This is a genomic window from Microbacterium sp. As-52 (assembly GCF_049949185.1).
Taxonomy (GTDB): Bacteria; Actinomycetota; Actinomycetes; order Actinomycetales; family Microbacteriaceae; genus Microbacterium; species Microbacterium maritypicum_A.
Genome location: NZ_CP188171.1, coordinates 700345 through 722854, shown reverse-complemented (window position 1 = coordinate 722854; position 22510 = coordinate 700345). Strand labels below are relative to the sequence as shown.

16 protein-coding genes are annotated in these 22510 nt (G+C 69.2%); 9 read left to right on the top strand and 7 right to left on the bottom strand.

The window, feature by feature from the left end; genetic code table 11:
• Positions 1-284 precede the first annotated feature (284 nt).
• The 3 genes from ACLFA2_RS03465 to ACLFA2_RS03455 all read left to right on the top strand — a co-directional run bounded on the left by ACLFA2_RS03465 (position 285) and on the right by ACLFA2_RS03455 (position 4979).
• A complete protein-coding gene (locus tag ACLFA2_RS03465) occupies positions 285-2216 on the top strand; it encodes an ABC transporter ATP-binding protein (protein ID WP_031206834.1) in 1932 nt (643 codons plus the stop codon).
• Positions 2213-4027 carry an ABC transporter ATP-binding protein gene (locus ACLFA2_RS03460; RefSeq protein ID WP_426622043.1) on the top strand — a complete coding sequence of 605 codons (1815 nt, stop codon included), beginning with the start codon at positions 2213-2215 and terminating at the stop codon, positions 4025-4027. Before ACLFA2_RS03465 ends, ACLFA2_RS03460 begins: the two co-directional genes overlap by 4 nt.
• A gap of 130 nt (positions 4028-4157) precedes the next feature.
• Positions 4158-4979 carry a hypothetical protein gene (locus tag ACLFA2_RS03455; protein WP_051668037.1) on the top strand — a complete coding sequence of 274 codons (822 nt, stop codon included), beginning with the start codon at positions 4158-4160 and terminating at the stop codon, positions 4977-4979.
• A gap of 123 nt (positions 4980-5102) precedes the next feature.
• Here ACLFA2_RS03455 and ACLFA2_RS03450 read toward each other — a convergent pair whose 3' ends face one another.
• A complete protein-coding gene (locus ACLFA2_RS03450) occupies positions 5103-5561 on the bottom strand; it encodes a GNAT family N-acetyltransferase (protein WP_021198850.1) in 459 nt (152 codons plus the stop codon).
• A gap of 175 nt (positions 5562-5736) precedes the next feature.
• Between ACLFA2_RS03450 and ACLFA2_RS03445 the strand changes: the two genes are divergently transcribed.
• On the top strand, positions 5737-7956 hold the full coding sequence (locus tag ACLFA2_RS03445) for an NADP-dependent isocitrate dehydrogenase (RefSeq protein ID WP_426622042.1): 2220 nt from the start codon (positions 5737-5739) through the stop codon (positions 7954-7956).
• Positions 7957-8195: 239 nt separating this feature from the next.
• Here ACLFA2_RS03445 and ACLFA2_RS03440 read toward each other — a convergent pair whose 3' ends face one another.
• A complete protein-coding gene (locus tag ACLFA2_RS03440; RefSeq protein ID WP_426622041.1) occupies positions 8196-9695 on the bottom strand; it encodes a L,D-transpeptidase family protein in 1500 nt (499 codons plus the stop codon).
• A gap of 99 nt (positions 9696-9794) precedes the next feature.
• Complete coding sequence (locus ACLFA2_RS03435; RefSeq protein ID WP_021198847.1) at positions 9795-10199, bottom strand: RidA family protein; 405 nt, start codon at positions 10197-10199, stop codon at positions 9795-9797.
• A gap of 26 nt (positions 10200-10225) precedes the next feature.
• Here ACLFA2_RS03435 and ACLFA2_RS03430 point away from each other — a divergent pair, with 26 nt between their 5' ends.
• The 5 genes from ACLFA2_RS03430 to nagB all read left to right on the top strand — a co-directional run bounded on the left by ACLFA2_RS03430 (position 10226) and on the right by nagB (position 17778).
• Complete coding sequence (locus ACLFA2_RS03430) at positions 10226-11443, top strand: alanine racemase (RefSeq protein ID WP_235045215.1); 1218 nt, start codon at positions 10226-10228, stop codon at positions 11441-11443.
• Positions 11434-14730, top strand: coding sequence for a family 20 glycosylhydrolase (locus ACLFA2_RS03425; protein WP_426622040.1), 3297 nt, complete (start codon positions 11434-11436; stop codon positions 14728-14730). The genes ACLFA2_RS03430 and ACLFA2_RS03425 overlap by 10 nt, the downstream gene beginning before the upstream one ends.
• A 79-nt stretch (positions 14731-14809) precedes the next feature.
• Positions 14810-15997, top strand: a complete 1188-nt coding sequence (locus ACLFA2_RS03420) for an ROK family transcriptional regulator (RefSeq protein WP_021198844.1) — start codon at positions 14810-14812, stop codon at positions 15995-15997.
• A gap of 43 nt (positions 15998-16040) precedes the next feature.
• The gene (locus ACLFA2_RS03415) at positions 16041-17006 is read left to right on the top strand and encodes an ROK family protein (RefSeq protein ID WP_292763130.1); all 966 of its coding nucleotides are present in this window, start codon (positions 16041-16043) and stop codon (positions 17004-17006) included.
• Positions 16999-17778 (top strand): glucosamine-6-phosphate deaminase, encoded by a 780-nt coding sequence (gene nagB / locus ACLFA2_RS03410; protein ID WP_021198842.1) that lies wholly within the window; start codon positions 16999-17001, stop codon positions 17776-17778. The genes ACLFA2_RS03415 and nagB overlap by 8 nt, the downstream gene beginning before the upstream one ends.
• A 28-nt stretch (positions 17779-17806) precedes the next feature.
• Here nagB and ACLFA2_RS03405 read toward each other — a convergent pair whose 3' ends face one another.
• From ACLFA2_RS03405 to ACLFA2_RS03390, 4 genes are read right to left on the bottom strand one after another with little or no spacing between them, the layout of a single operon-like run.
• The gene (locus tag ACLFA2_RS03405; protein ID WP_347125130.1) at positions 17807-18214 is read right to left on the bottom strand and encodes an NUDIX domain-containing protein; all 408 of its coding nucleotides are present in this window, start codon (positions 18212-18214) and stop codon (positions 17807-17809) included.
• On the bottom strand, positions 18207-19571 hold the full coding sequence (locus tag ACLFA2_RS03400) for an FAD-binding oxidoreductase (protein ID WP_347125131.1): 1365 nt from the start codon (positions 19569-19571) through the stop codon (positions 18207-18209). The genes ACLFA2_RS03405 and ACLFA2_RS03400 overlap by 8 nt, the downstream gene beginning before the upstream one ends.
• A 38-nt stretch (positions 19572-19609) precedes the next feature.
• Positions 19610-19981: a YrdB family protein gene (locus ACLFA2_RS03395; RefSeq protein ID WP_021198839.1), complete on the bottom strand. Its 372-nt coding sequence runs from the start codon at positions 19979-19981 to the stop codon at positions 19610-19612.
• 9 nt (positions 19982-19990) lie between these two features.
• The gene (locus ACLFA2_RS03390; protein ID WP_426622039.1) at positions 19991-21973 is read right to left on the bottom strand and encodes a sigma-70 family RNA polymerase sigma factor; all 1983 of its coding nucleotides are present in this window, start codon (positions 21971-21973) and stop codon (positions 19991-19993) included.
• Between the last annotated feature and the right edge of the window lie 537 nt (positions 21974-22510).

Below are 22510 nucleotides of genomic sequence, written 5' to 3'. Positions count from 1 at the left end.
CGAGAGCCGCGGTCGACGAATCGGGAATGACTCTTGCTTTCAGCTGGTTCACAGCAATAGGCTGGTGGGCTGTCGCGCCAACCGGACGACATCGCCGAGCCCCTGAGGAGGACACCATGACCACGATCGCCACCGCGCGGATCGCAGCTCTCGGCTCGACCCCGGCGCGTCCGCTCTCCTAGAGCCACCCCGCCCCTTCTTCGTCGGATACCGGACTCCACGAGTCCGCTCTCGTATCCGTCCCCCTCCGCAATCGCTTTCCATACGAAACTCGTCTGAGAGACATGTCTTCCTCGCCTTCCGTGCAGAATCCCTCGCCTTCATCGACCCTTTCCACTCCGGCCGCACTGTGGCGCCTGAAGCCCTTCGTGAAGCCCGTCATCTGGCGGCTCGCCGGCGGTGCCGCCAGCGCGCTCATCGCCGCCGTCATCGCCCTGATGATCCCGATCGTGCTCGAGCAGATCATCAGCGGACCCGTTCGCTCCGGTGAGATCAGCGCCATCGTCTGGGGTGCCGTCGCCGTCTTCGCTCTCGCCCTCGGCGAGGCCCTGATGGTGTGGCTGCGACGCCAGTTCGTGCTCAACCCCTCGACCGAGGTCGAGTACAAGATGCGCACCGAGCTCTACTCGCGCCTGCAGACCCTTCCGGTGTCGTTCCACGACCGGTGGGGCTCCGGACAGCTGCTCAGCCGCATGATGCAGGACATCGGCCTCATCCGCCGCTGGCTCGCGTTCGGCCTCGTGCTGCTGGTCGTCAACATCCTCACGATCATCATCGGCTCCGTGCTGCTGTTCCGCTGGCACTGGCTGCTGGGCACGATCTTCCTGGTGACCGCGATCCCGCTGTGGATCCGCGGTTACCTGTTCGAGAAGCGCTACGGCGCGCTCACCCGTCGCAGCCAGGACCAGGCCGGCGACCTCGCCACGAGTGTCGAGGAGAGCGTGCACGGCATCCGCGTGCTCAAGGCGTTCGGTCGTGGCAAGCACGCTCTCAGCCGCTTCAGCCGCCAGGCCGAGACGCTGCGCGAGACCGAGATGAGCAAGGCCGGCGCGATCGCGTCGATCTGGTTCTGGCTCGACCTCATGCCGCAGATCGCCTTCGGTCTCAGCCTGATGTCCGGCATCTGGCTGATCTCCGTGGGGCAGATCGACGAGGCACAGCTGTTCGCCTTCTTCGCGATGGCGGTCGTGCTGCGGTGGCCCATCGAGTCGATCGGCTTCCTGTTCTCGTTCATGCTGGATGCGCGCACGGCGACCGACCGCGTGTTCGACATCTTCTCGGAGACCAACACCATCACCGACCCGGAGAACCCGGTGCACATCGAGAACCCGCGTGGGGAGCTCGCGTTCCAGAACGCGCACTTCCGCTATCAGGACGCCGGTGCCCACGAGCGGGATCTGCTCGACGGTATCGACCTGGTGCTGCGCCCGGGTGAGACCATGGCGCTGGTGGGCCTGACCGGCAGCGGCAAGACCACTCTCACCACGCTGCCCACGCGTCTGTACGACGTGACGGGCGGCAAGGTGACGCTCGACGGTGTCGATGTGCGGGATCTCCCTCTCGCCGAGCTCCGTCAGCACATCGCCATGGCGTTCGAGGACGCGACACTGTTCTCGGCGACGGTCCGTGAGAACGTGCTGCTCGGACGTGCCGAACTCGATGTGCACAGCGACGAAGGCGAGCGCGTGCTCCGCGAGGCCCTCGACGTCGCCCAGGCGTCGTTCGTCGACGCGCTGCCCGACGGCGTCGAGACGGTGATCGGTGAAGAGGGGCTCAGCCTCTCCGGCGGCCAGCGTCAGCGGCTCGCCCTCGCCCGTGCGGTCGCGGCGAAGCCGAAGGTGCTCGTGCTCGACGACCCGCTGTCGGCTCTCGATGTCGACACCGAGGCCCTCGTGGAGGAGGCCCTGCGACACGTGCTCGCCGACACCACGGCCATGATCGTGGCGCACCGGCCCTCGACCGTCGCCCTCGCCGACCGCGTCGCCCTGCTCGAGGCGGGTCGTGTGACGGCGGTGGGGACGCACTCCGAGCTGCTCAAGTCGAGCCGGCACTACCGCCACGTCATCTCGAGCCTGGAGGCCGAGGAAGCGGCGCGCACCGGCGCGATCCCCGTGATCCGCGATGAGCAGGCCGAGATCGACGAAGAGGTCCGCGAGGGCCTCGGGATGCAGGCCGCCGACGAAGACCCGATCACCGAGAAGGAGGTGCAGCGATGAGCTCCGCCGTCACCGGAACCCAGAACGAGGATCGTTCCGAGTACACTCGCGAAGAGAGCCGGGAGATCCGTCGTCGATCCCTCCGACTCCTCGGATCCCTGGTCAGCCCGTTGAAGCCGAGGATCGTCCTCGCCGCCGCGGTGCTGATCGTGTCGACCGCCCTCCAGGTCGCCGGCCCTATCCTCATCAGCATCGGCCTCGATCGCGCGCTGCCCGCGGCCATCGATCGGGCCGACTGGATGCCGACGTTCATGATCGGCGGCATCTATCTGCTGGCGGGTGCGCTCGCCGCCGTGCTGATCGCGTGGTACGTGATCATCGCGGCCAAGCTCACCCAGGCGGTGCTGCTCGATCTGCGCAAACGCATCTTCCTGCACACCCAGCGCCTGAGCCTGGAGTTCCACGAGTCGTACACGTCCGGGCGCATCATCTCGCGCCAGACGAGTGACCTCGACTCGATCAAGGAGCTCCTCGACGGCGGTCTGAACGAGCTCGTCTCCGGCGTGCTCTTCGGGCTCTTCACCTTCATCGCGCTGTGCTTCTGGGACTGGCAGTCGGGTCTCATTCTGGCGATCGGCGGCGTGCCGCTGTTCTTCCTGATGAAGTGGTTCTACTCGCGCTCGCAGTTGGTCTACCGCGAGTCGCGGGTGATCAGCGCGAAGGTGATCGTGCAGTTCGTCGAGACGATGACCGGCATCCGGGCCGTGAAGGCCTTCCGCAAGGAGCCGCGCAACGACAAGGCGTTCCAGGAGATCGCCGGTGACTATCGCGACGTCAACCGTCGCTCGATGCTGCTGTTCGGCACGTTCGAGCCCGGGCTCATGGGTGTCGCGGCCCTCGTGCTCGGAATCGTCGTGCTGTGGGGTGGTATCCGCGTCTCAGAGGGGGCGCTGACCGTCGGCGTGCTGCTGTCGGCGGTGCTGTATGTGCGCAACTTCTTCGCCCCGATGCAGGAGATCGCGATGTTCCTGAACTCCTACCAGTCGGCCACGGCCGCGCTGGAGAAGGTGTCGGGCGTGCTCGAGGAGGTGCCGACGGTTCCGGATCCCGAGAAGCCGATCGACCTCTGGGAAGCCCGCGGGCACGTGGAGTTCGACGAGGTGACGTTCGGCTACAACGGAGAGAAGACGATCCTCCCGAACTTCTCCCTCGACATCCCGGCCGGGCAGACGATCGCTCTGGTGGGCACGACCGGCGCGGGCAAGTCGACACTCGCCAAGCTCATCTCCCGGTTCTACGACCCCTCCGATGGGCGGGTCACCCTCGACGGCGTCGACCTGCGCTCGCTGCACCCGAAGGACCTCCGCCGCGCGATCGTCATGGTCACGCAGGAGGCCTACCTGTTCAGCGGGACCGTCGCCGACAACATCGCCCTCGGCAAGCCGGAGGCGACGCTCGACGAGATCAAGGCGGCGGCGCGGGCCGTGGGCGCCGACGGGTTCATCTCGTCGCTCCCCGACGGCTACGGCACCGATGTGAACAAGCGCGGCGGTCGGGTCTCGGCCGGTCAGCGTCAGCTCATCTCGTTCGCCCGGGCCTTCCTCGCCGACCCGGCGGTGCTGATCCTGGACGAGGCCACGGCGTCGCTGGACATCCCGTCGGAGCGACTGATCCAGGATGCCCTGCAGACCCTTCTCAGGGACCGCACGGCGATCATCATCGCGCACCGCCTGTCGACGGTCGCGATCGCCGACCGGGTTCTCGTGATGGAGCACGGACGCATCATCGAGGATGACACCCCTGCCGCGCTCATCGGCGGAACAGGCAAGTTCGCCCAGCTGCACGCGGCGTGGCAGGAGACGCTCGTCTGATCGCCCTCTCGACTGCTGCGACCACGCCCGCCTCATCGTCCCGGCGAGGCGATCACGGCCGCAGCAGTCGAGACCTCGGGCGAACGTCCGGGGGCGCGCATCGAGCGCGGTGCGTGGGTAGCATCGAGGTATGGACCCGTTGCTGCTCGTTGCCGAGTGGTGGTGGATCGCGCCGAGTGCGGTCGCCGCGGGGACGGTGGGGGTGATGGGAATGCGTCGTCGCAACAGCACGGTGAGCGGACGCCGCCTCGCAGTCGATGCTGCGCGTCATGATCTCAGGGAGGCGCAACTGGCCGCGGCCGAGAGGCGCACCGCCTGGAAGATCGCACGCGCCGACCTGGCTCGCGTCACCGCTGAGCGGGCGGCGCAGCGGGCGACGGCCGAACAGGTGGCCGGTGCGCGACGGATGCTGAAGGAGCGGGAGCGTGATGCGAAGGCCGCCTCGGCCGATGTCCGCGCGCGTCAGGTGCGTCTCAACGCGGCGCGGGCCGCGGTGCCCTCGGCATCGGAGCCCCGTCCCTTGGAGCGGCTGCACGCCGCTCACGATGCTGTGACGGCGCGGTGGATGCGGTACGAGACCGATCCGGCACTGCAGATCTCCTATCCGGCGATGACCGACGTCAAGAGTCCCGAGACGGCGGCCTACTTCCGTGCTGCCGGCCACGCGACGGACATGCGCCGCGCGGCGGCCGGACGCATCACCCCGGCGGAGTTCGCCGCCTATCGCGATGCCGTCGCCGAGCTCGAGCGCGCGTTCGAAGCGGCCGAGCACGCCGCGAAGGTGCAGGCGGGGGAGGCGCCGACCACGGCAGCGTGGCAGGACGCTGCGCAGGACATGCTCAGCCGCTCCGCGGAAGCCCTCGACCGAGCGGCCGGTGCGGCTGCGGCCGCCCTCACGTCGTGGACGAATCGGCGCAAGCCCGGCGGTGGCAAGCCGGACGAACGCCCCTGAGTCACGAGGGGGACGCCACGACAGTGCGTCACGTGAGGAGGTCGTGAGAGCGCTCCCCCGAAACCCCGTGAAAGGGCGACGAGGTCTCGATGGGGGAGGGGATTCGAGACCCCGCCGCCCGGCCTAGGTCGTGACCCGGATCTCGGCGATGACCTCGCCGTAGGCGGTCTCGCCCACGGGGGTGAAGCCGACACGGTGGAAGAAGGTCTCCGGACCGCCCTCGCCCGCCTCGTAGATCACGTTGACGTGGTCGACGCCGCGCGCGCGGGCCTCATCGACGAGCGCCTCAACGGCGTACCGGCCGACACCGCGGCCCTGGTCGTCGGCATCGACGTTGATGCGCCACAGCACTGAACGGAAGTGCTCTTCCGGTGCCTCCGCGTCGAAGTTGGCGCTGACGAAGCCCACGACCTCGTTGCGGTCCAGGATCACCCGCTGCCAGGAGGTCTGCGGGTTGATGACGGTCGCTGCGATCCCGTACGAGACCGGAGCGAGGAACTGCTCCTGCCCGGGCTTGAGCGACAGGTTGTTCACGGCGACGATCGTCGCAGCGGAGAGTTCGACCATGCGCAGTTCGGACATGGACCCAGGCTAACCCCTCCCGGCAGGCGCGACACCTTTCCGGACAACATTTCGCTGCGCTCTGGCCGTTCGTCGATATGGGGTGGCCACCGGTCGTGGGCCGAGGCCGCAGGGCCAGACCGGCTCAGGTATCTTGGTATCGAGACAAATTTCCCCGCGAACGGAGTACCTCCCGGTGACCGACGACGCCATCATCTACACGTACACAGACGAGGCACCGGCGCTCGCCACCGCCTCGTTCCTCCCGATCATCCAGGCATTCACCGGCCAGGCCGGTATCGAGGTGGAGACGCGCGACATCTCGCTGGCAGGCCGCATCCTCGCCGCCTTCCCGCAGAAGCTCACCCCGGAGCAGCAGGTGGGCGATTCGCTCGCCGAGCTCGGCGGTCTCGCCACGCTCCCGGAGGCGAACATCATCAAGCTGCCGAACATCTCGGCGTCGATTCCGCAGCTGAAGGGGGCCATCGCCGAGCTTCAGAAGCAGGGCTACGACATCCCCGACTTCCCGGACGAGCCGTCCTCGCTCGAGGAGAAGGACGTCCGCGCTCGTTACGACCGCATCAAGGGCTCCGCCGTGAACCCGGTGCTGCGTGAGGGCAACAGCGACCGACGTGCCCCATTGGCAGTGAAGAACTACGCGAGGAAGCACCCGCACCGCAACAAGCCCTTCGCCTCGGGCTCCAAGACGCGCGTCGCGACTCTCGGTCACGACGACTTCAAGCACAACGAGCGCTCCTGGGTCGCCGCACACGACGACGTGCTGAGCTTCCGCCACACGGCGGAGGACGGAACGGTCACGGTCCTGAAGGAGGGGCTCAAGGTCCTCCCGCGCGAGATCATCGACGCGACGTTCCTCTCCGCCAAGGAGCTCGACGCGTTCCTCGCCCAGACGCTCGAAGAGGCCAAGGCCGACGACGTGCTGTACTCGGTGCACCTCAAGGCGACCATGATGAAGGTCAGCGACCCGATCATCTTCGGTCACGTCGTGAAAGCGTTCTTCGCAGACGTGTTCGCGCAGTACGGAGACAAGCTGGCCGCTGCGGGCCTCAGCGCGAACGACGGGCTCGGCTCGATCCTCTCGGGTCTCGCGAACGTGGCTGACGGCGCCGAGATCGCCGCGGCCTTCGACAAGGCCATCGCCGAGGGCCCGCGTCTGTCGTACGTGAACTCCGACAAGGGCATCACGAACCTGCACGTGCCGAGCGATGTGATCGTCGATGCGTCGATGCCGGCACTGGTGCGCAACGGCGGCAAGCTCTGGGGCAAGGAGGGCGAAGAGGCCGACACGCTCGCCGTGATCCCCGACTCCTCGTACGCGAGCGTCTATCAGGCTGTGATCGACGACGTGATCGCGAACGGTCCGCTCGACCCGGCCACGATCGGCACGGTTCCCAACGTCGGGCTGATGGCGCAGGCGGCTGAGGAATACGGCAGCCACGACAAGACGTTCGAGATCGCGGCAGACGGCATCGTCCAGGTGCTCGACAGCGAGGGCACCGTGCTCATCGAGCACACGGTCGGCAAGGGCGACATCTGGCGCGCGACGCAGACCAAGCACATCCCGGTGATGGACTGGGTCAAACTCGCGGTGACCCGTGCCCGTGCGACCGGCGACCCCGCCGTCTTCTGGCTCGACGCGAACCGTTCGCACGACGCGCAGATCATCGCCAAGGTGCACCAGGGTCTCGCGACCCTCGACACCAAGGGCCTCACGATCACCATCCTCGCGCCGGAGGAGGCCACGCGTTACACGCTCGCTCGCATGCGTCACGGGCTCGACACGATCTCGGTCACCGGCAACGTGCTGCGCGACTACCTGACCGACCTGTTCCCGATCCTCGAGGTCGGCACGAGCGCCAAGATGCTCTCGATCGTGCCGCTGCTCGCCGGCGGCGGCCTGTTCGAGACCGGTGCCGGGGGCTCGGCGCCCAAGCACGTGCAGCAGCTCGTCGAGCAGAACTACCTGCGTTGGGACTCGCTCGGTGAGTTCTTCGCGCTGGCTGCCTCGCTCGAGCACTTCGCCGACCGCACCGGTAACGAGAAGGCCCGAGTGCTCGCCGAGACGCTGGACGCCGCGACCGGGACGTTCCTCGAGGAGGACCGCTCGCCCGGTCGTGCTCTGGGCACGATCGACAACCGCGGCAGCCACTTCTACCTGAGTCTGTACTGGGCTCAGGAGCTGGCGAAGCAGACGAAGGACGCCGACCTCGCTGCGGCGTTCGCACCGATCGCCGCGACGCTCGCGCAGAACGAGGAGGCCATCGTCTCCGAGCTCAACGCCGTGCAGGGCGCGCCCGCCGAGATCGGCGGCTACTACCGTCCGGACGACGCGTTGGTCGAAGCGGTCATGCGTCCGTCCGCGACGCTGAACGGTATCGTCGACGCACTGCGCTGAGCAGTCGACGCACAAGTCGACAGAAGGGGGCGGACGCCGCGGCGTCCGCCCCCTTCTGCGTGCCCGCGCGGAAGCCCGCGTCGTGTCCGCGCGGAATCCCGCGTCGGGCGTACGGGTGCGCGGGTGGCGCCTCCTGTCTCCGGACTCGACCTGATCGCGTGATGCCGGAGCGCGACGATGCGCTCGTCGGCAGCGGGGGACGTGTCTGTCCCTCCGCGTGCGCAGAGGGACAGTGCTCGTCAGTAGTGGACGGAGACCTCGAGGCCCTTCGGGGACCAGTCGTAGACGTACTTGGCGAGGTCGATCGGCAGGTTGACGCAACCGTGGCTCATCCGCTGGCCGAAGTTGTTGTGCCAGTAGGTGCCGTGGAAGCCGATGTTCGGGGCGAACCAGGTGATCCAGGGCACGTCCTTGGTGCAGTACGGGGCGCCTTCGTAGCAGCCCATGTCCTGGATGCGGGTGTGCGCGAAGACCGTGAAGTTGCCGGTGGGCGTCAGCGTTCCGGGAAGGCCGGTCGACACGGCCCACGAGTTCACGACCACGTTGTTCTCGTAGAGAACGGCGCGCTGGGAGCTCAGGTTGATGTCGATGCGGCGGAACAGGCTCACCGTCTCGAACGGGGTCTCGGTGACCGAAAGCGCGAAGGCGCCGTTGCCGGCGGCGAGCTGGTCGGCGAACTTCTCCGCGATGCCGGAGGTGTCTCCGAGCGCTCGCCCCGCGACGCCCTCCTGCTCTGCGCGCAGCACGGTGCCGGCGGAGTTGACGATGTTGGTCGCATTGACCGGCGCGCGGTCGACGAGAGCGGGAAGACCGTCGACGGTCGCCTGGATCGCCTGCGGATCGGCGTCGATGCGCAGCTGACCGTCGTCGTCCGAGACCGTGAGCCAGGTGGCGACGACGGCGGGGTCCACCGGCACGGTGCGCTCCTCGCCGACATAGAACCCGACGGTGGGGAGCATGGTGTTGAGAGCCGTGGCCGTGGCGGTGGCATCGTCGTCCGAGACGGCGGGCAGGGCCTCGGCCGCGTCGCCCGAGTACTCGAGCGTGGTACGGCCTTCGCCGACCGCCTCGGTGAAGGCGGCGTTGAGCGCGGTGAGGTCGATGCCGGTTCCGGTTTCGGCCGGGGTGATGACGAAGGTGCCGCTCGCGGCATCGAAGACGACACCCGCGTCCACGGGGTCGTCGAAGCTGGTCGGTACCGCGTCGCGCAGTGCGGTGGTCGCCTTCTCGGAGTCGAATGCGATCTCCGCCGGCACGGGGTCGCCCATCCACGCGCCGAGGTTCCACAGCGGGTGCTCGGCGAAGGCCTTGTCGGCGAGAGCGGTCGCGTCGACGGTGACGCCGAGGTCGGCGCCGGTCAGAACAGTGCCGTCTCCGTCTCCCGTGAGAGTGATCTCGGTCTCGGCCAGGTGGGAGTCGATGGCGTCGGCTGCGGCTCCAGGTGTCATCCATCCGACGGGAATTCCCGCGACCGTGGTGCCCGGTGCGATGAGGATCATGGATGCGGCGCCGGCGCCGAGTGCGACGACCCCCAGGCCCAGTCCGATCCAGAGGCCGAGGCGGCGCTTCTTGGGAGACGGCTCGATGGGTGCCCAGGCCAGGGGCTGGTCGCCTGTGGTCGGTGGAACGGTCTCGGTGGGAGCGTCCGTGGGAGTGAGCACTGCAGTGGGCGCGGAGTCGTCTCCACGCGCCTCGGCTGCTGCGCCCGGCGCAGAAATCAGATCGGTCACGAACTTCACCCCCCGGTTCTCAAACGTGTCCTGACGTCCAATGGTACGGGATGGGAGGTAACGGGGAGGCAACGGTCCGTGATAGCGTTCCTCCCCGCTTCGCCCCGGTCAGTCGACGATGGCGATGCCGTCGATCTCGACCAGCATCTCCTCGCGCGGCAGGCCGGTGAAGACGGTGGTGCGCGAGGGCAGCACCCCGTTCGTGGTGTGCGCGGTCACGAACTCCCCGTAGGCGTCGTTCATGATCGGGAAGTCTTCGCGCTTGGTCAGGTAGACGCGCAGCATCACGACATCGTCGAACGTCGCGCCGGAGGCTTCGACGATCGCCTTCACGTTCTCGAGCGTGCGGGTGGTCTGGGCGGCCACGTCGCCGGGGAACAGGTACTCGTTCGTCGTCGGATCGACGGGCCCCTGACCGGACACCTGCACGAACGGGCCCTTGCGGATCCCCTGCGAGAACGTGTGGGCGGGGGCGGGGGCGGCATCGGTGGAAACGCGGATCTTCTCGGTCATGCCGTCAAGCCTAGTAGCATTGTTAGATGCCTCTACAAATTCCGGATCCCGTTATCGGCGCCTGGACGAAGGGCTTCCCGGCGCATGCTGCGGGACTGCGTCTCGCCGAGGTGGCCGAGGCCGGCCTGCACCTCTCCGATCTGGTCACCCCGGTCCTGACGGTGCATGAGGGTGCCCTCGCGCACAACGAGGAGACCGTCTTCACCTGGGCGAAAGACCGTGGCGTGCTGCTCGCTCCACACGGCAAGACCACCATGGCGCCGGCCCTGTGGCAGCGGCTGCTCGACGCGGGCGCGTGGGGGATCTCGGTCGCGACGCCCTGGCAGGCCGAAGTGGCCGTGGATGCCGGCGTCTCGACCGTGCTCATCGCGAACGCCGTCACCGATCCCGCGGCGGTGCGCCGACTGGGATCCCTGCTCGGTGCGGACGACGGGCTGCGTGTGCTGTGCTGGGCCGACTCCCTCGACGGCGTCATGATCCTCGCGAACGGCATGCGCGATGCGTCGCGTCCGCTCGACGTGCTGGTCGAGCTGGGCGGCGCACACGGTCGAACCGGCGCGCGCACGGTGGCGGAGGGGGAGCGCATCGCGCAGGCCATCGCCGCCGCCCCGGGACTGCGCCTCGCGGGCGTCACCGGATACGAGGGGCCGTTCGGGCCGGACCGCAGCGATACCTCCGTGGCCGCGGTCGACGCCTACCTGGAGACGCTCATCGAGCTGCACACGCGGCTGGAGTACCCGGACGACGTGCGCCCTGTGCTGAGCGCCGGCGGCAGTTCCTTCCCCGACCGGGCGGCGGCGGTGCTCGGGACGGTGGGCGCCGAGGCGGATGTCGTGCTGCGCTCCGGCGCCTTCCAGATCCACGACGACGGCTTCTACTCCCGCATGTCGCCCTTCGGGCCGCTCACCGGGACCGCACCGCTGCGTTCTGCGATGCACGCCTGGTCGCGCGTGGTGTCGCAGCCCGAGGACGGCCTCGCGCTGCTCGACGCCGGTCGTCGAGACGTGCCCTTCGATCTCGACCTGCCCGTTCCCCAGAGCGTCGCGGGTGCGATCACCGCGCTGAACGACCAGCACGCGTTCCTGAGCCTCGCGGATGACGCGAGGGTCGCCGTCGGCGATGTCGTGCGGCTGGGACTTTCACATCCCTGCACGGCGTTCGACAAATGGCGGGTGGTCGCGGTGATCGACGATCCGGACGCCGCCGACCCGCGGGTGATCGGAGCGGTGGCGACATGCTTCTGAGCGCGGAGAAGGCGGCCGCCGGCCTGGTCCGGGTCTATCGCGGAGCCACCGTCATCGACGGGACGGGCGCGCCGAGGTATGTCGCCGACGTCGCCGTGGAGGGGAAGAGGGTGGTGGCGATCATCCCCGAAGGGGCATCGGAGCCGGTGCTCGCGCTTCCCGACGGGGCTGTGGAGGTCGGAGCCGACGGCCTCGTGCTGGCCCCCGGATTCATCGACATGCATGCGCACAGCGAACTCGCCGTGTTGAGCGGTGCCGCGCACGACGCGAAGATCCGCCAGGGCGTCACGACCGAGGTGCTCGGTCAGGACGGGCTCGGGTACGCGCCCCTCGACGATGCGGCGGCCGCGGTCATCCCCGCGCAGATCGCCGGATGGAACGGCATGCCCGCCGAGGTGCCATGGCGGACGATGGACGATCTGCTCGCGGCGATCGACGCCGCAGCGGTCGCGAACGCCGCTGTCCTCGTACCGCAGGGGAACCTGCGGATGATGGTCGTCGGTCATGAGAACCGTCCGGCGACGTCGGCCGAGGTGTCCGCCATGGCCGACCTCCTGGGCGAAGCGCTGGATGCGGGAGCGTTCGGGATGTCGAGCGGACTCACCTACACGCCGGGGATGTACGCCGACACCGCCGAGCTCGAGGCGCTGTGCCGCGTCGTCGCCGAACGCGGCGGCTACTGGGCGCCGCACACCCGCAGCTACGGGGGAGGGGCGCTCGAGGCGTACCGCGAAGCGCTCGACATCGGCCGTCGCACCGGATGCCCCGTGCATCTGACCCATGCCACCATGAACTTCGCTCCGAACCGGGGGCGCGCGCGTGACCTGCTGACTCTGGTCGACGAGGCGATCGCGGATGGCGTGGACGTCACGCTCGACACGTATCCCTATCTTCCCGGCGCCACCACCCTCTCCGCACTGCTGCCCAGCAGGCTCGCAGCCACCGGCGATCTGCTCGGCGCCATCGCCGGTCTCGACAGCGCCGGCCGAGAGGCCGTGCGCGTGGAGCTCGAGGAGGTCGGCTGCGACGGCTTCCACGGTGAGAAGGCCGATTGGACGCAGATCCAGATCTCCGGCACCGCCAATCCGGCCCTGGCCGATCTCGTCGGACGCACCATCGCCGAGATCTCCACCACGACCGGCCGCCGCGCCGTCGATGTGGTGCTCGACACGATCATCGACGACGCCGGGGCCACCGGGATCCTGATGCACATCGGCGATGAGGAGAACGTCCGCGCGATCATGCGGCATCCGCGGCACGCGGGCGGAAGCGACGGGATCCTGATCGGCGCCCGGCCGCACCCGCGCGGGCGCGGCACATTCCCGCGATACCTCGGGCACTACGTGCGCGAACTCGGCATCCTCACCTGGGAGGAGGCCGTCCGTCACCTCTCCGGAACTCCGGCCAGGCGTCTGGGGCTCGATCGCGGCGATGCACCCCGTGGCATCGTCACGCAGGGTGCGACCGCGGATCTGGTGCTGTTCGATCCGGAGACCATCGCGGCGGGAGCGACCTTCGAGGCGCCTTTCGCCGCCCCGCAGGGCATCGTCGAGGTACTGGTCGACGGCGTACCGGTGGTGTCGGACGGTGACGTCACCGGACTCACTCCCGGCCGCGCGCTGCGGATGCCGCCGCCGCCGCACCGTGCGACGGTGCCGCGCGTCGATGCGCGTATCGATCCGGCCGCCCCGGGATTCCTGTGGACGGAACGGACGCCGATCCGCACCGCTTCCGGTCTCACCGCTTCTGATCTCACCGCTTCTGGTCTCCGCGCATCCGTGGCGCGCCTGGGCGGCGAGGGAGGCGACGGCGAACTCTCGCCGATCCGTCTGGTGATCGACGAGTCCCTCGGCGCGGATGCCGCCGTCGCCGGCCGCATCGGCGACGAGGCCTTCCGGGTGACCGTGAGCGCGTCCGGGATCGAGGTCAGGGGCGCGAGTCCCGTGGGCGTGTTCCGGGGCGCGACCACACTGCGACAGCTCCGGGACTCGGATGCCACGACGGCGCTGATCCCCGCGGGGGTCTGGCAAGGGGCGCCCGCGTACAGCTGGCGCGGAGCCATGCTCGACGTCGCCCGGCACTTCCGGAGCGTCGAGGAGGTCCGCCGGTTCATCGACCTTCTCGCCGACCATCACCTGAATGTCCTGCATCTGCACCTCACCGACGACCAGGGTTGGCGTTTCGAGGTGCCCGGCTTCCCCCGGCTCACCGAGGTGGGCGGGCGGCGGGAGGCGACACAGCTGGGACACGGTCCGTCGTCGACCGTCGTCCCCGGTGTGCACGAGGGGTTCTATACGACGGCGGAACTGCACGATCTGGTCGCTTACGCTCGCGAGCGATTCGTGACCCTCGTGCCGGAGGTGGAACTGCCGGGGCACATCCAGGCGGGCCTCGCCGCGTACCCCGAGCTCGGCAACCTCGACGTCGGGGAGCCGGCGCCCTCCGCCTGGGAGCGCTTCGGGGTGAACCCGCGCACCCTGGCGCCCACGGATGCCGCTCTGGCCTTCGGACGTGCGGCGATCGATGCGCTGTGCGATGCCTTCGATTCGGAGTGGATCGGGATCGGCGGCGACGAGGTGCCGGTCACCGAGTGGGCGCAGAGCGCAGCGGCCGGCGCGCGGATGCGTGAGCTCGGCATCGCCACGCCGCATGACGTGCAGCCGTGGTTCACCGCGCACTTCGTGGCGCACGTGCGTTCCCGGGGGCGCACCGCGCTTGCCTGGGACGAGGTTCTCGAAGGGGATGTCCCCGAGGGGGTGCGCATCCTCGCCTGGCGCGGCCCGGCGGCGATGCGCGAGGCGCTGCGTCTCGGTATCGAGGTCGTGGCGTGCCCCGACCTCGAGGTCTATCTCGACTACCCGCAGTCGGAGTCCGAGGAGGAGCCGATCAGGGTCGGTCCGCCGCTCACGATCGAGCGCGCCTACACGCTGCGCGTCGTGGATGGCGCAGTGGGGGGACAGGCGAACGTGTGGAGCGAGCATCTGCCGACAGCGGATCGCGTCGACTTCGCGGTGTTCCCGCGTCTCTCGGCGATCGCCGAGAGACTCTGGGAAGGAGGCGACGCCGCACCGTATGCCGGCTTCGGACGCCGCCTGCCGACCCATCTGCGCCGGCTCGCCGCCGCCGGGGTGCGGTATCGTCCCCTTGACGGTCCGCAACCCGCTCAGCGCCGTCCCGGCGTGCCGGGGAAGCCGCTCACGATCGAGGCGCGGGAGCAGATCGTCGCGGGCCTGGTGGAGCGTCTCCTCGAGCGCTCGAACACGGTCGCCGAAGACGATCGAAAGTAATGTAACGTTTCGGTAACCCTGCTCGCGCGTCCGCGGGTAGAGGTTGCGCAAATTTTGTTCGTAAGGTCTACTAACAAACATGTCCGTTTCGGATGAACAGCGTTCCGCATCGCCGTCAGAGTACGTCGGTGCGAATGCGCACGCCTTCGGCCCCGGGCGCCACCTGCGCTCACGATCCAAGGTGCTGCCCGAGCACGCACGAGGGCACAACCGCGCCCTCGTGCTGCAGACGCTCTACCACGCCGGCGCGATGAGTCGTGCCGACCTCTCCCGGGAGACCGGACTCACCCGGGTCACCATCTCCGACCTGGTCGCAGAGTTCATCGCCGACGGCATCGTGATCGAGATGGGCGTCCGTGAGGCCGTCGGCCCCGGCAAGCCGCCGATCCTCATCGACATCGACCGCTTCGGGCATCAGATCGTCGGTCTCGACCTCTCCGGACCGGACGCCTTCACCGGTGCGGTGCTGAGTCTCGACGGAGATGTGCTCGAGCGGCGCGAGGTGGCCCGCCCCGCATCGCCCGACGGCGAGGCGGCCTATGCGGCACTGCGTGAGCTGGCGGACGCCCTCGTCGCCGCATCGACCCAGCCTCTGCTGGGTGTGGGAATCGGCACGCCCGGTGTGGTGCGTCCCGATGGCCTCGTCCTCAGCTCGCCCAACCTCGGCTGGACGAACTTCCCGCTCGAGGCGAAGCTCGGCGTCGACCTCGACCTTCCCGTCCTCGCCCGAAACGACGCCAACGCAGCGGTGCTCGCGGAGTACACCTTCGGTGACGCCAAGGCCGACTTCATGCTGATCAAGATCGGCAAGGGCGTCGGCGCCGGTCTCATCACCGGCAGCCAGCCTCTGCTCGGCAGCCGCTTCGCCGCAGGGGAGATCGGTCACGTCGTGGTCGGAACCGACGGCGGACCGCGCTGCGCGTGCGGCAAGGACGGCTGTCTCGAAGCGTGGCTCAGCGTGAGCCGCCTCGGCGCGGCGATCGCTGCGGACCCCGATGCGCGAGACGAGATCCTCCGTGATGCCGGAACGCGGATGGCCATCGCGGTCGCCCCGATCGTCGCGGCGCTCGATCTCTCCGAGGTCGTGCTCTCCGGACCGGCCGAGCTGCTCGACGGCATCCTGATCGACGCCGCCATCGAGACGCTGCACGCGCGGACCCTTGAGGGCGTCTTCGAGGATGTCGTGGTGCGGCTGACGCACCAGGAGGACATCGTCCTGCGAGGAGCCGCCGTCATGGTGCTCTCCGGACAGCTGGGAGTGTCGTGATCGTCGACGCCACCATCACCGTCACGGCAGGGAGCAGCATCCGATGACGGGTGCCGGCAGTGCCGACCGCTCCGGTCGGCCCATTCGAGTGGGCCTGGACGTCGGCGGTACGAAGATCGACGCGGTCGCCGTCGATCCGTCCGGAGACATCCGGGGGAGACTGCGCCGACCGACCGGCTGGGGTGACGACGCCGTCGTCGAGAGCATCGTCGCGGCGGTCACCGCCCTCGCCGTCGAGAGCGGATTCGCCCTCGACGACGTCGGATCCGTGGGGATCGGGATCCCCGGACTCGTCGACGCCGAGGCCGGCCGCGTGGATCACGCCGTCAACCTCGGGGTGGAGTCCCTGGACCTCGCTGCCACGGCCGAGCGTGCACTCGGTGTCCCCTTCCGGGTGGAGAACGACGTGAAGGCCGCGGCGCTCGGAGCCGCGGTGCTGAGCGGAGTCGCCGGGTCCATGGCCTACCTGAACCTCGGAACGGGCGTCGCCGCCGGAATCGTGATCGACGGGCGCATCTGGCGCGGCGCGCGGGGAACGGCCGGCGAGGTCGGTCACCTCTCGGTCGATCCGCGTGGACGACTGTGCGGCTGCGGACAGCACGGCTGCGTCGAGACCTTCTGCGGTGGGGGCGCGCTGGCCAAGGCGTGGGGTCGCCCCGGTGCGCTGCCGATCCGGGACATCTTCGACGCGGCGGACGCCGGCGATCCGCTGGCACTCTCCCTTCGCGACGACCTCTACCACGGAGCCGCAGCCGCCGTGCGGGTTCTCGTGCTCTCCGCCGACGTCGAGACGGTGGTCATCGGGGGAGGACTCACCGCTCTCGGAGACCGGCTCGAGAACGGCATCCGCGCCGCCCTGCACGCGGGCGCCGAGGCGTCACCGTTCATGCGGTCGCTCCGCCTGGATGAGAGAATCGAACTGCTCCCCGCGGGTTCTCCCGCCGCCGCATTCGGCGCCGCACTCGTCGGCGCTTCCATCACCGAGAAGGAGATCGTTCCCCATGGCTGAGGTCGTCATCGTCGAGAATGCCGAGGCTGCCGGTGCGTTGGTCGCCACCGAGATCGTGGAGCTGATCGCGCGTCGTGCGGATGCGGTCCTCGGCCTCGCCACCGGATCGACACCGCTGCCGGTGTACCAGGCGCTGCGCACGCAGCTCGCGGGTCACGACGTCTCGCAGGTGCGCGGCTTCGCCCTCGACGAGTACGTCGGGATCGACCCCGCGCACCCGGAGAGCTACCGCTCCGTCATCACCCGTGAGGTCGTCGAGCCGCTCGGCCTCGACCCGCAGCGCATCCATGTCCCCAACGGTGCGCAGGCGACGATCCAGCACGCGGGCGATGACTACGAGGCGGCCATCGATGCCGCCGGGGGCGTCGACCTGCAGATCCTCGGCATCGGCACGGACGGACACATCGGCTTCAACGAGCCCGGATCGTCGTTCGCGTCCCGCACTCGCGTGAAGACGCTCACGGAGCAGACGCGCGAAGACAACGCCCGCTTCTTCGACTCGATCGACGACGTTCCCATGCACTGCATCACGCAGGGGCTCGGAACGATCCTGAGGGCGCGTCATCTCGTGCTGCTCGCCTTCGGTGAGGGCAAGGCCGAGGCCGTCGCCGGAGCGGTCGAGGGACCGCTCACGGCTCTCCTGCCCGGTTCCGCGATCCAGCTGCACCCGCACGCCACGATCGTGGTCGACGAAGCCGCGGCGTCGCGCCTCGCACTCGCCGACTACTACCGCTACACGTTCGCCAACAAGCCCGCCTGGCAGGGCATCTGACGCGCGCCCGAGCCCCGCGCCGGCGTGCTCAGCTCGCCGACGCGGGCCAGGCGATCGGGAGCAGGTGCTCGACGCTCAGCGGCGCCAGCGGAAGCGTGGCGACGTCGGCCGGGGTGATCCACCGCAGCTCGGCGAGCTCTGCCTGAACACTCACCGCCCCGGGGTCGACGGAGGTCGCGAAAGCCTCTGCGACGACCCGGTGCCCCGGCTCGTTCGCTGCCGCGGAGACGAACGTGCCGAGGGGCTCGAGGGCGGCTTCGTCGAGGACCAGCCCGAGTTCCTCGTCGAGCTCGCGGATCAGCGTCTGCGCGGCGGACTCGCCGGCCTCGGGCTTGCCGCCCGGCTGCATGAACATGGTCGTGCCCTGCTTGCGGACGACCAGCACGCGTCCGGACTCGTCGACGATCACCGCCGCGCTCACATGGATGTCAGGCATCGGAGGCGAACACCTTTCCGGGGTTGAGGATGCCGAGCGGATCGAACACGGCGGCGATCTGACGTTGGAGCTGCCACTGGTCGTCACCCAACTCCTCGGCGAGCCAGCGCCGTTTCAGGACTCCGATGCCGTGCTCGCCTGTCAGGGTGCCGCCGAGACGGATGGCGGCGCGGAAGAGCTCGTCTGCTGCCGCCCACACGTGCGGCGGCGTCTCCGTCCCCTCGAAGATGAAGTTCGGGTGCAGGTTGCCGTCGCCGGCATGGGCGACCGTCGGGATCACGATGCGGTACTCGCGCTCGATGCGCGCGATCTCGTCGAACATCGCCGGCATGGCGCTGCGCGGTACCGAGACGTCTTCGATCAGCGTCGTGCCCAGCGATGCCATCGCTGCATGCATCGACCGTCGGACGGCGAGGAGGCGCTCGCCCTCGTCGCGGTCATGGGAGACGATCACCGCCCCCTCGTGGTCGCGCAGGATCGCGGCAATCGTGTCCGCTTCGGCGGCAGCCGCCGGGCCGTCCGTCTGGATGGTCAGCTGGGCCGCGCCCTCCGGGGGAACAGCGAGCGCGAGGAGAGCATGCACGGCGGAGAGGCTCGCGGCATCCATCAGCTCCATGATCGCCGGCTGGACGCCGGCAGCGGTGACGGCGGCAGACGCGGCGGCCGCGGTGCGTACGCCGGGGAAGGTCGCTGTGACGGTGCAGTTCTCGCCGGGGACGAGCCGGCGCAGCTTCAGGGTGGCCCCGACGACGACTCCGAGCGTTCCTTCCGAGCCGACCATCAGTGCGGTGAGATCCAGTCCAGTGACGCCTTTGACGCTGCGGTGCCCGAGGTGCATCAGCCGCCCGTCCGCGAGCACCACGTCGACCCCGAGTACCGCGTCGCGCACGACGCCGTACTTGGCGCAGAGCAGACCGCCGGCGCCCGTGGCGATGTTGCCGCCGACGGTCGAGATGTCGCGACTGGCGGGGTCGGGCGCCCACCACAGCCCGTGCTCGGAGAGTGCGGCGTTGAGGTCGGCGTTCAGGATTCCGGGCTCGACCACGGCGAGCAGATCATCGGGACGGATCTCGTTGATCGCTGTCATCCGGCGCAGCGACAGCACGACCTCGCCGGTTCCTGCGTTCGCGGCGCCCGCCAGCCCGGTTCCGGCGCCGCGGATCACGACCGGAGTGCGGGTGGCGGTGGCGATGCGCATGGTCTGCTGCACATGCTCGATCCGCTCCGCGTGGACGACGGCGAGTGGACGGCCCACTGCGGCATGACCGGAGCGGTCGGCCCTGGCTTGTTCGAGCGAGGCGTCGTCGGTGTCGACGAGCGCTCCGAGGGATTCCTGCAGGAGGGAGAGGGCGCTCACGATGGCGTGCTCACGACGGTGTGCTCACGAGAGAAGCCTCAGGACAGCGCGCGTCGGCCGCTGAGCACACCGGCGACCACCGCGACGAGGGCGAAGGCCGTGCCGATGAGCGCTTGGCCCATCGACCACCAGGCGATGGTGACTCCGACGTAGATCAGCAACTCGACGGCGGCGCGGAGGAAAGGGTGCACGCGCAGGACCGGACGCGGCGACAGGAACAGCGCCCAGATCAGGATCACGACGACGGGGGCCCCGACGCCGATGACGACGTTCCAGGGAAGGTCCCAGCTCGCGAAGCCCCAGAGGGCGAGAGAGGCCACGGCGACGATGAGGACGACGGCGCGGACGATGTCGAGAGCGGTGATGACCGGGCGGTCGACGCCGGGGACGGGAGCGGGATCCGAGGACATGGATCCAGTCTATTCGGCGGCGGGGGCGTCCTCAGCCGGGGCAGCGGCGGCCTCGGCCAGGGGCGCAGGTGCGGCTGCGGTCGAGTCTGCGGGGACGGGCATGGCCACGACGGGCGTGACCTCGACGGGCGCGGGCTCGACGGGTGCGGGGTCGACGGGTGCAGGTGCGGGAGCCGTCACAGGGTCGGCCACCGACGTCGGCTCGGACGCCGCAGGTGAGGTGGTCGACACATCGCTCGCGGTGTCCGGCGTCGCGGTGGCGGACACGATCGGAGCCTCCTCTTCCGGACCCTCGGGACGGTTGGGCTCGAGCTCGAGCAGTGTGGTGACCGTGGAGGGGCTGGTGCCCGACGCGAGGACGTAACGGAAGGTGACGGTTGTGATGTCCGCGTCGACGAACTGCCAGAAAGTCGGGCGGAGATCGATGACGCCGAAGCCGGACTCGTCGAGCAGGATGCTGTCACCGCCGCCGGTGCTGTCGTCGAGAAGGGCCTCGACCCTTTGACCGGCCATTCCGGTGATCGGAACGCTGTAGTGGACCTGGAGGCCGTTGAACCAAATGGTGGCGGTCTCCCACGCGGGAGCCTCCGTGGGGACACCCGGGTCGACCGGATCCACGGGGTCGACCGGGTCCACGGGGTCGACCGGGTCCACGGGTGGCACCGTGACCGGAGGGGGTGTGACGGGAGGGAGGGTGGCGGGAGGCGCGGCGGCGGCCGGACCCACCTCATCTGCTCCCGGCACCGGATCCACGGCCGGCGGCGCAGGAGGCTGCTCCGGTACGGTGACCGGCGGCTCGATGACGACGGGCTCGTCGAGGCTCAGCTTCTCGTCCGGTCCGACGTCCGCCGAGATCGACGACGGGTCCTCGTCCCCCGCGCTCGGAAGCGAGGTCGCCGGGTCGGCACCGGCGAGTCCGGGGAGGATCGTGGCGGCAGCGACGACACCGGCCACCACCAGAGCGGCCGATCCCACACCGACGAGCGCGCCGATCCCGGTGAACACACCACCCGCGGATCCGGCACCGGCGGATGAGCCGGCAGTGCCTCCCGCCGAGCCGCCGGCCCCGCCACCGGAACCTGAACCACCGGTCGCGGCGAGGCCCGTCGCGGCGTGTGAAGCACCGGGGTCACCGGCGAAGACGGCTCCGGGAATGCTCGACGGCATGGCCGCCAGCGCGACGATCGGCGTGCCGGCGCCTTGCAGCGTGGCGAGGTAGCCGGCGGCGCCGGTGACGCCGAGGACGAGAGGCAGGAGCACCAGGGCGAGACGCTTGGAGACATCTTTCGCCTCGGCCGCGACGATCATGCATCGAGCGCACTCATCGAGGTGCAGCTCGAGCCGCTTGTGGTCGCGCGTGCTGAGGTTGCCACGTGAGTAGGCGCCCAGGTGCTCGATGGTCCACTGGCACTCGGAGCCGTCTTCGGCGCTGCGCAGATGCGCCTGGATCCAGGCTTCGCGCAGACCCTCGCGGGCGCGGAAGGCCAACTGCGACACGGCGCCGGCCTTCATCCCGAGGAGAGGGCCGACCTCCTGCGGCTTCATCTGCTCGATCTCGGTGTACCAGAGCACCTCCTGCCAGCGGGAGGGGAGACTGCGGAAAGCCTGCGCGGTGAGGCTGCGGTCGAGTGCCTCGCTCGCGGCCTGATCGGTGGTGTCGGGGTCGGCGACGGCGTCGAGCTCATCGATCGCGGTCTCGCGGCGGGCGCGTCCCCAGCCTGCCGCCGTGTTGCGGATGCTCGTGAACAGGTAGGCGCGGAAGGACCCGTTCGGTCCGCCCCCCTTGATGATCGCCTGATAGATGCGCGTGTACGACTCCTGCACGAGGTCATCGGGGTCGATCGACGAGGTGACCGAGCGGGCCACGGAGAGTCCCGACGGGTAGTGTCGTCGCCAGAGTTCACCGAACGCCTCCGTGTCGCCCGAACGGGTGCGGAGGATCAGGTCGGCGTCGCCGATCGCTTCGTCGTGTGTCGTGTTCTCTTCGTGCATAATCATCCATCTGTCGCCGGGCGCAGGTGCGCCTCCACGGGAAGAGACGCATGAGAGCGCCTCTCATCACGCGACTTCTCCATTCTCTCGCGAATCTCCCAGGGAAGCCACCCTTTCCCGGAACTCCAAGGCGATGCCCGGGTTCGCCAGCGGTGCCGCCGGAGCCGGATGTCGGGGGTCCCCGAAACTCATACGAAGGAATTTCGAGAAGTCGCGTAATGAATCGGGAGGAGTGTCGTCTCATCCCATGTAGACAGCCGTGAGGATTCCACCGGGGGGCGGGATCCAGGCACTGGTGCGGGGGTATTCGCACTGGTCGGGTAGGTCGGGATCCTCGGGGGAGGAGAACCCGGCCGCCCGTCTCACGAGAGGGAACGAGGCCGCCGATCTGGGGAACGGCGGCCTCCCGCACGTTCGATCCGAGGATCGGGAAGAACTTCTCGAAAGAATTTCGAGAAGTCGCGTAATGAATCGGGAGGAGCGTCGTCTCATCCCATAGAGACAGCCGTGAGGATTCCACCGGGGGGCGGGATCCAG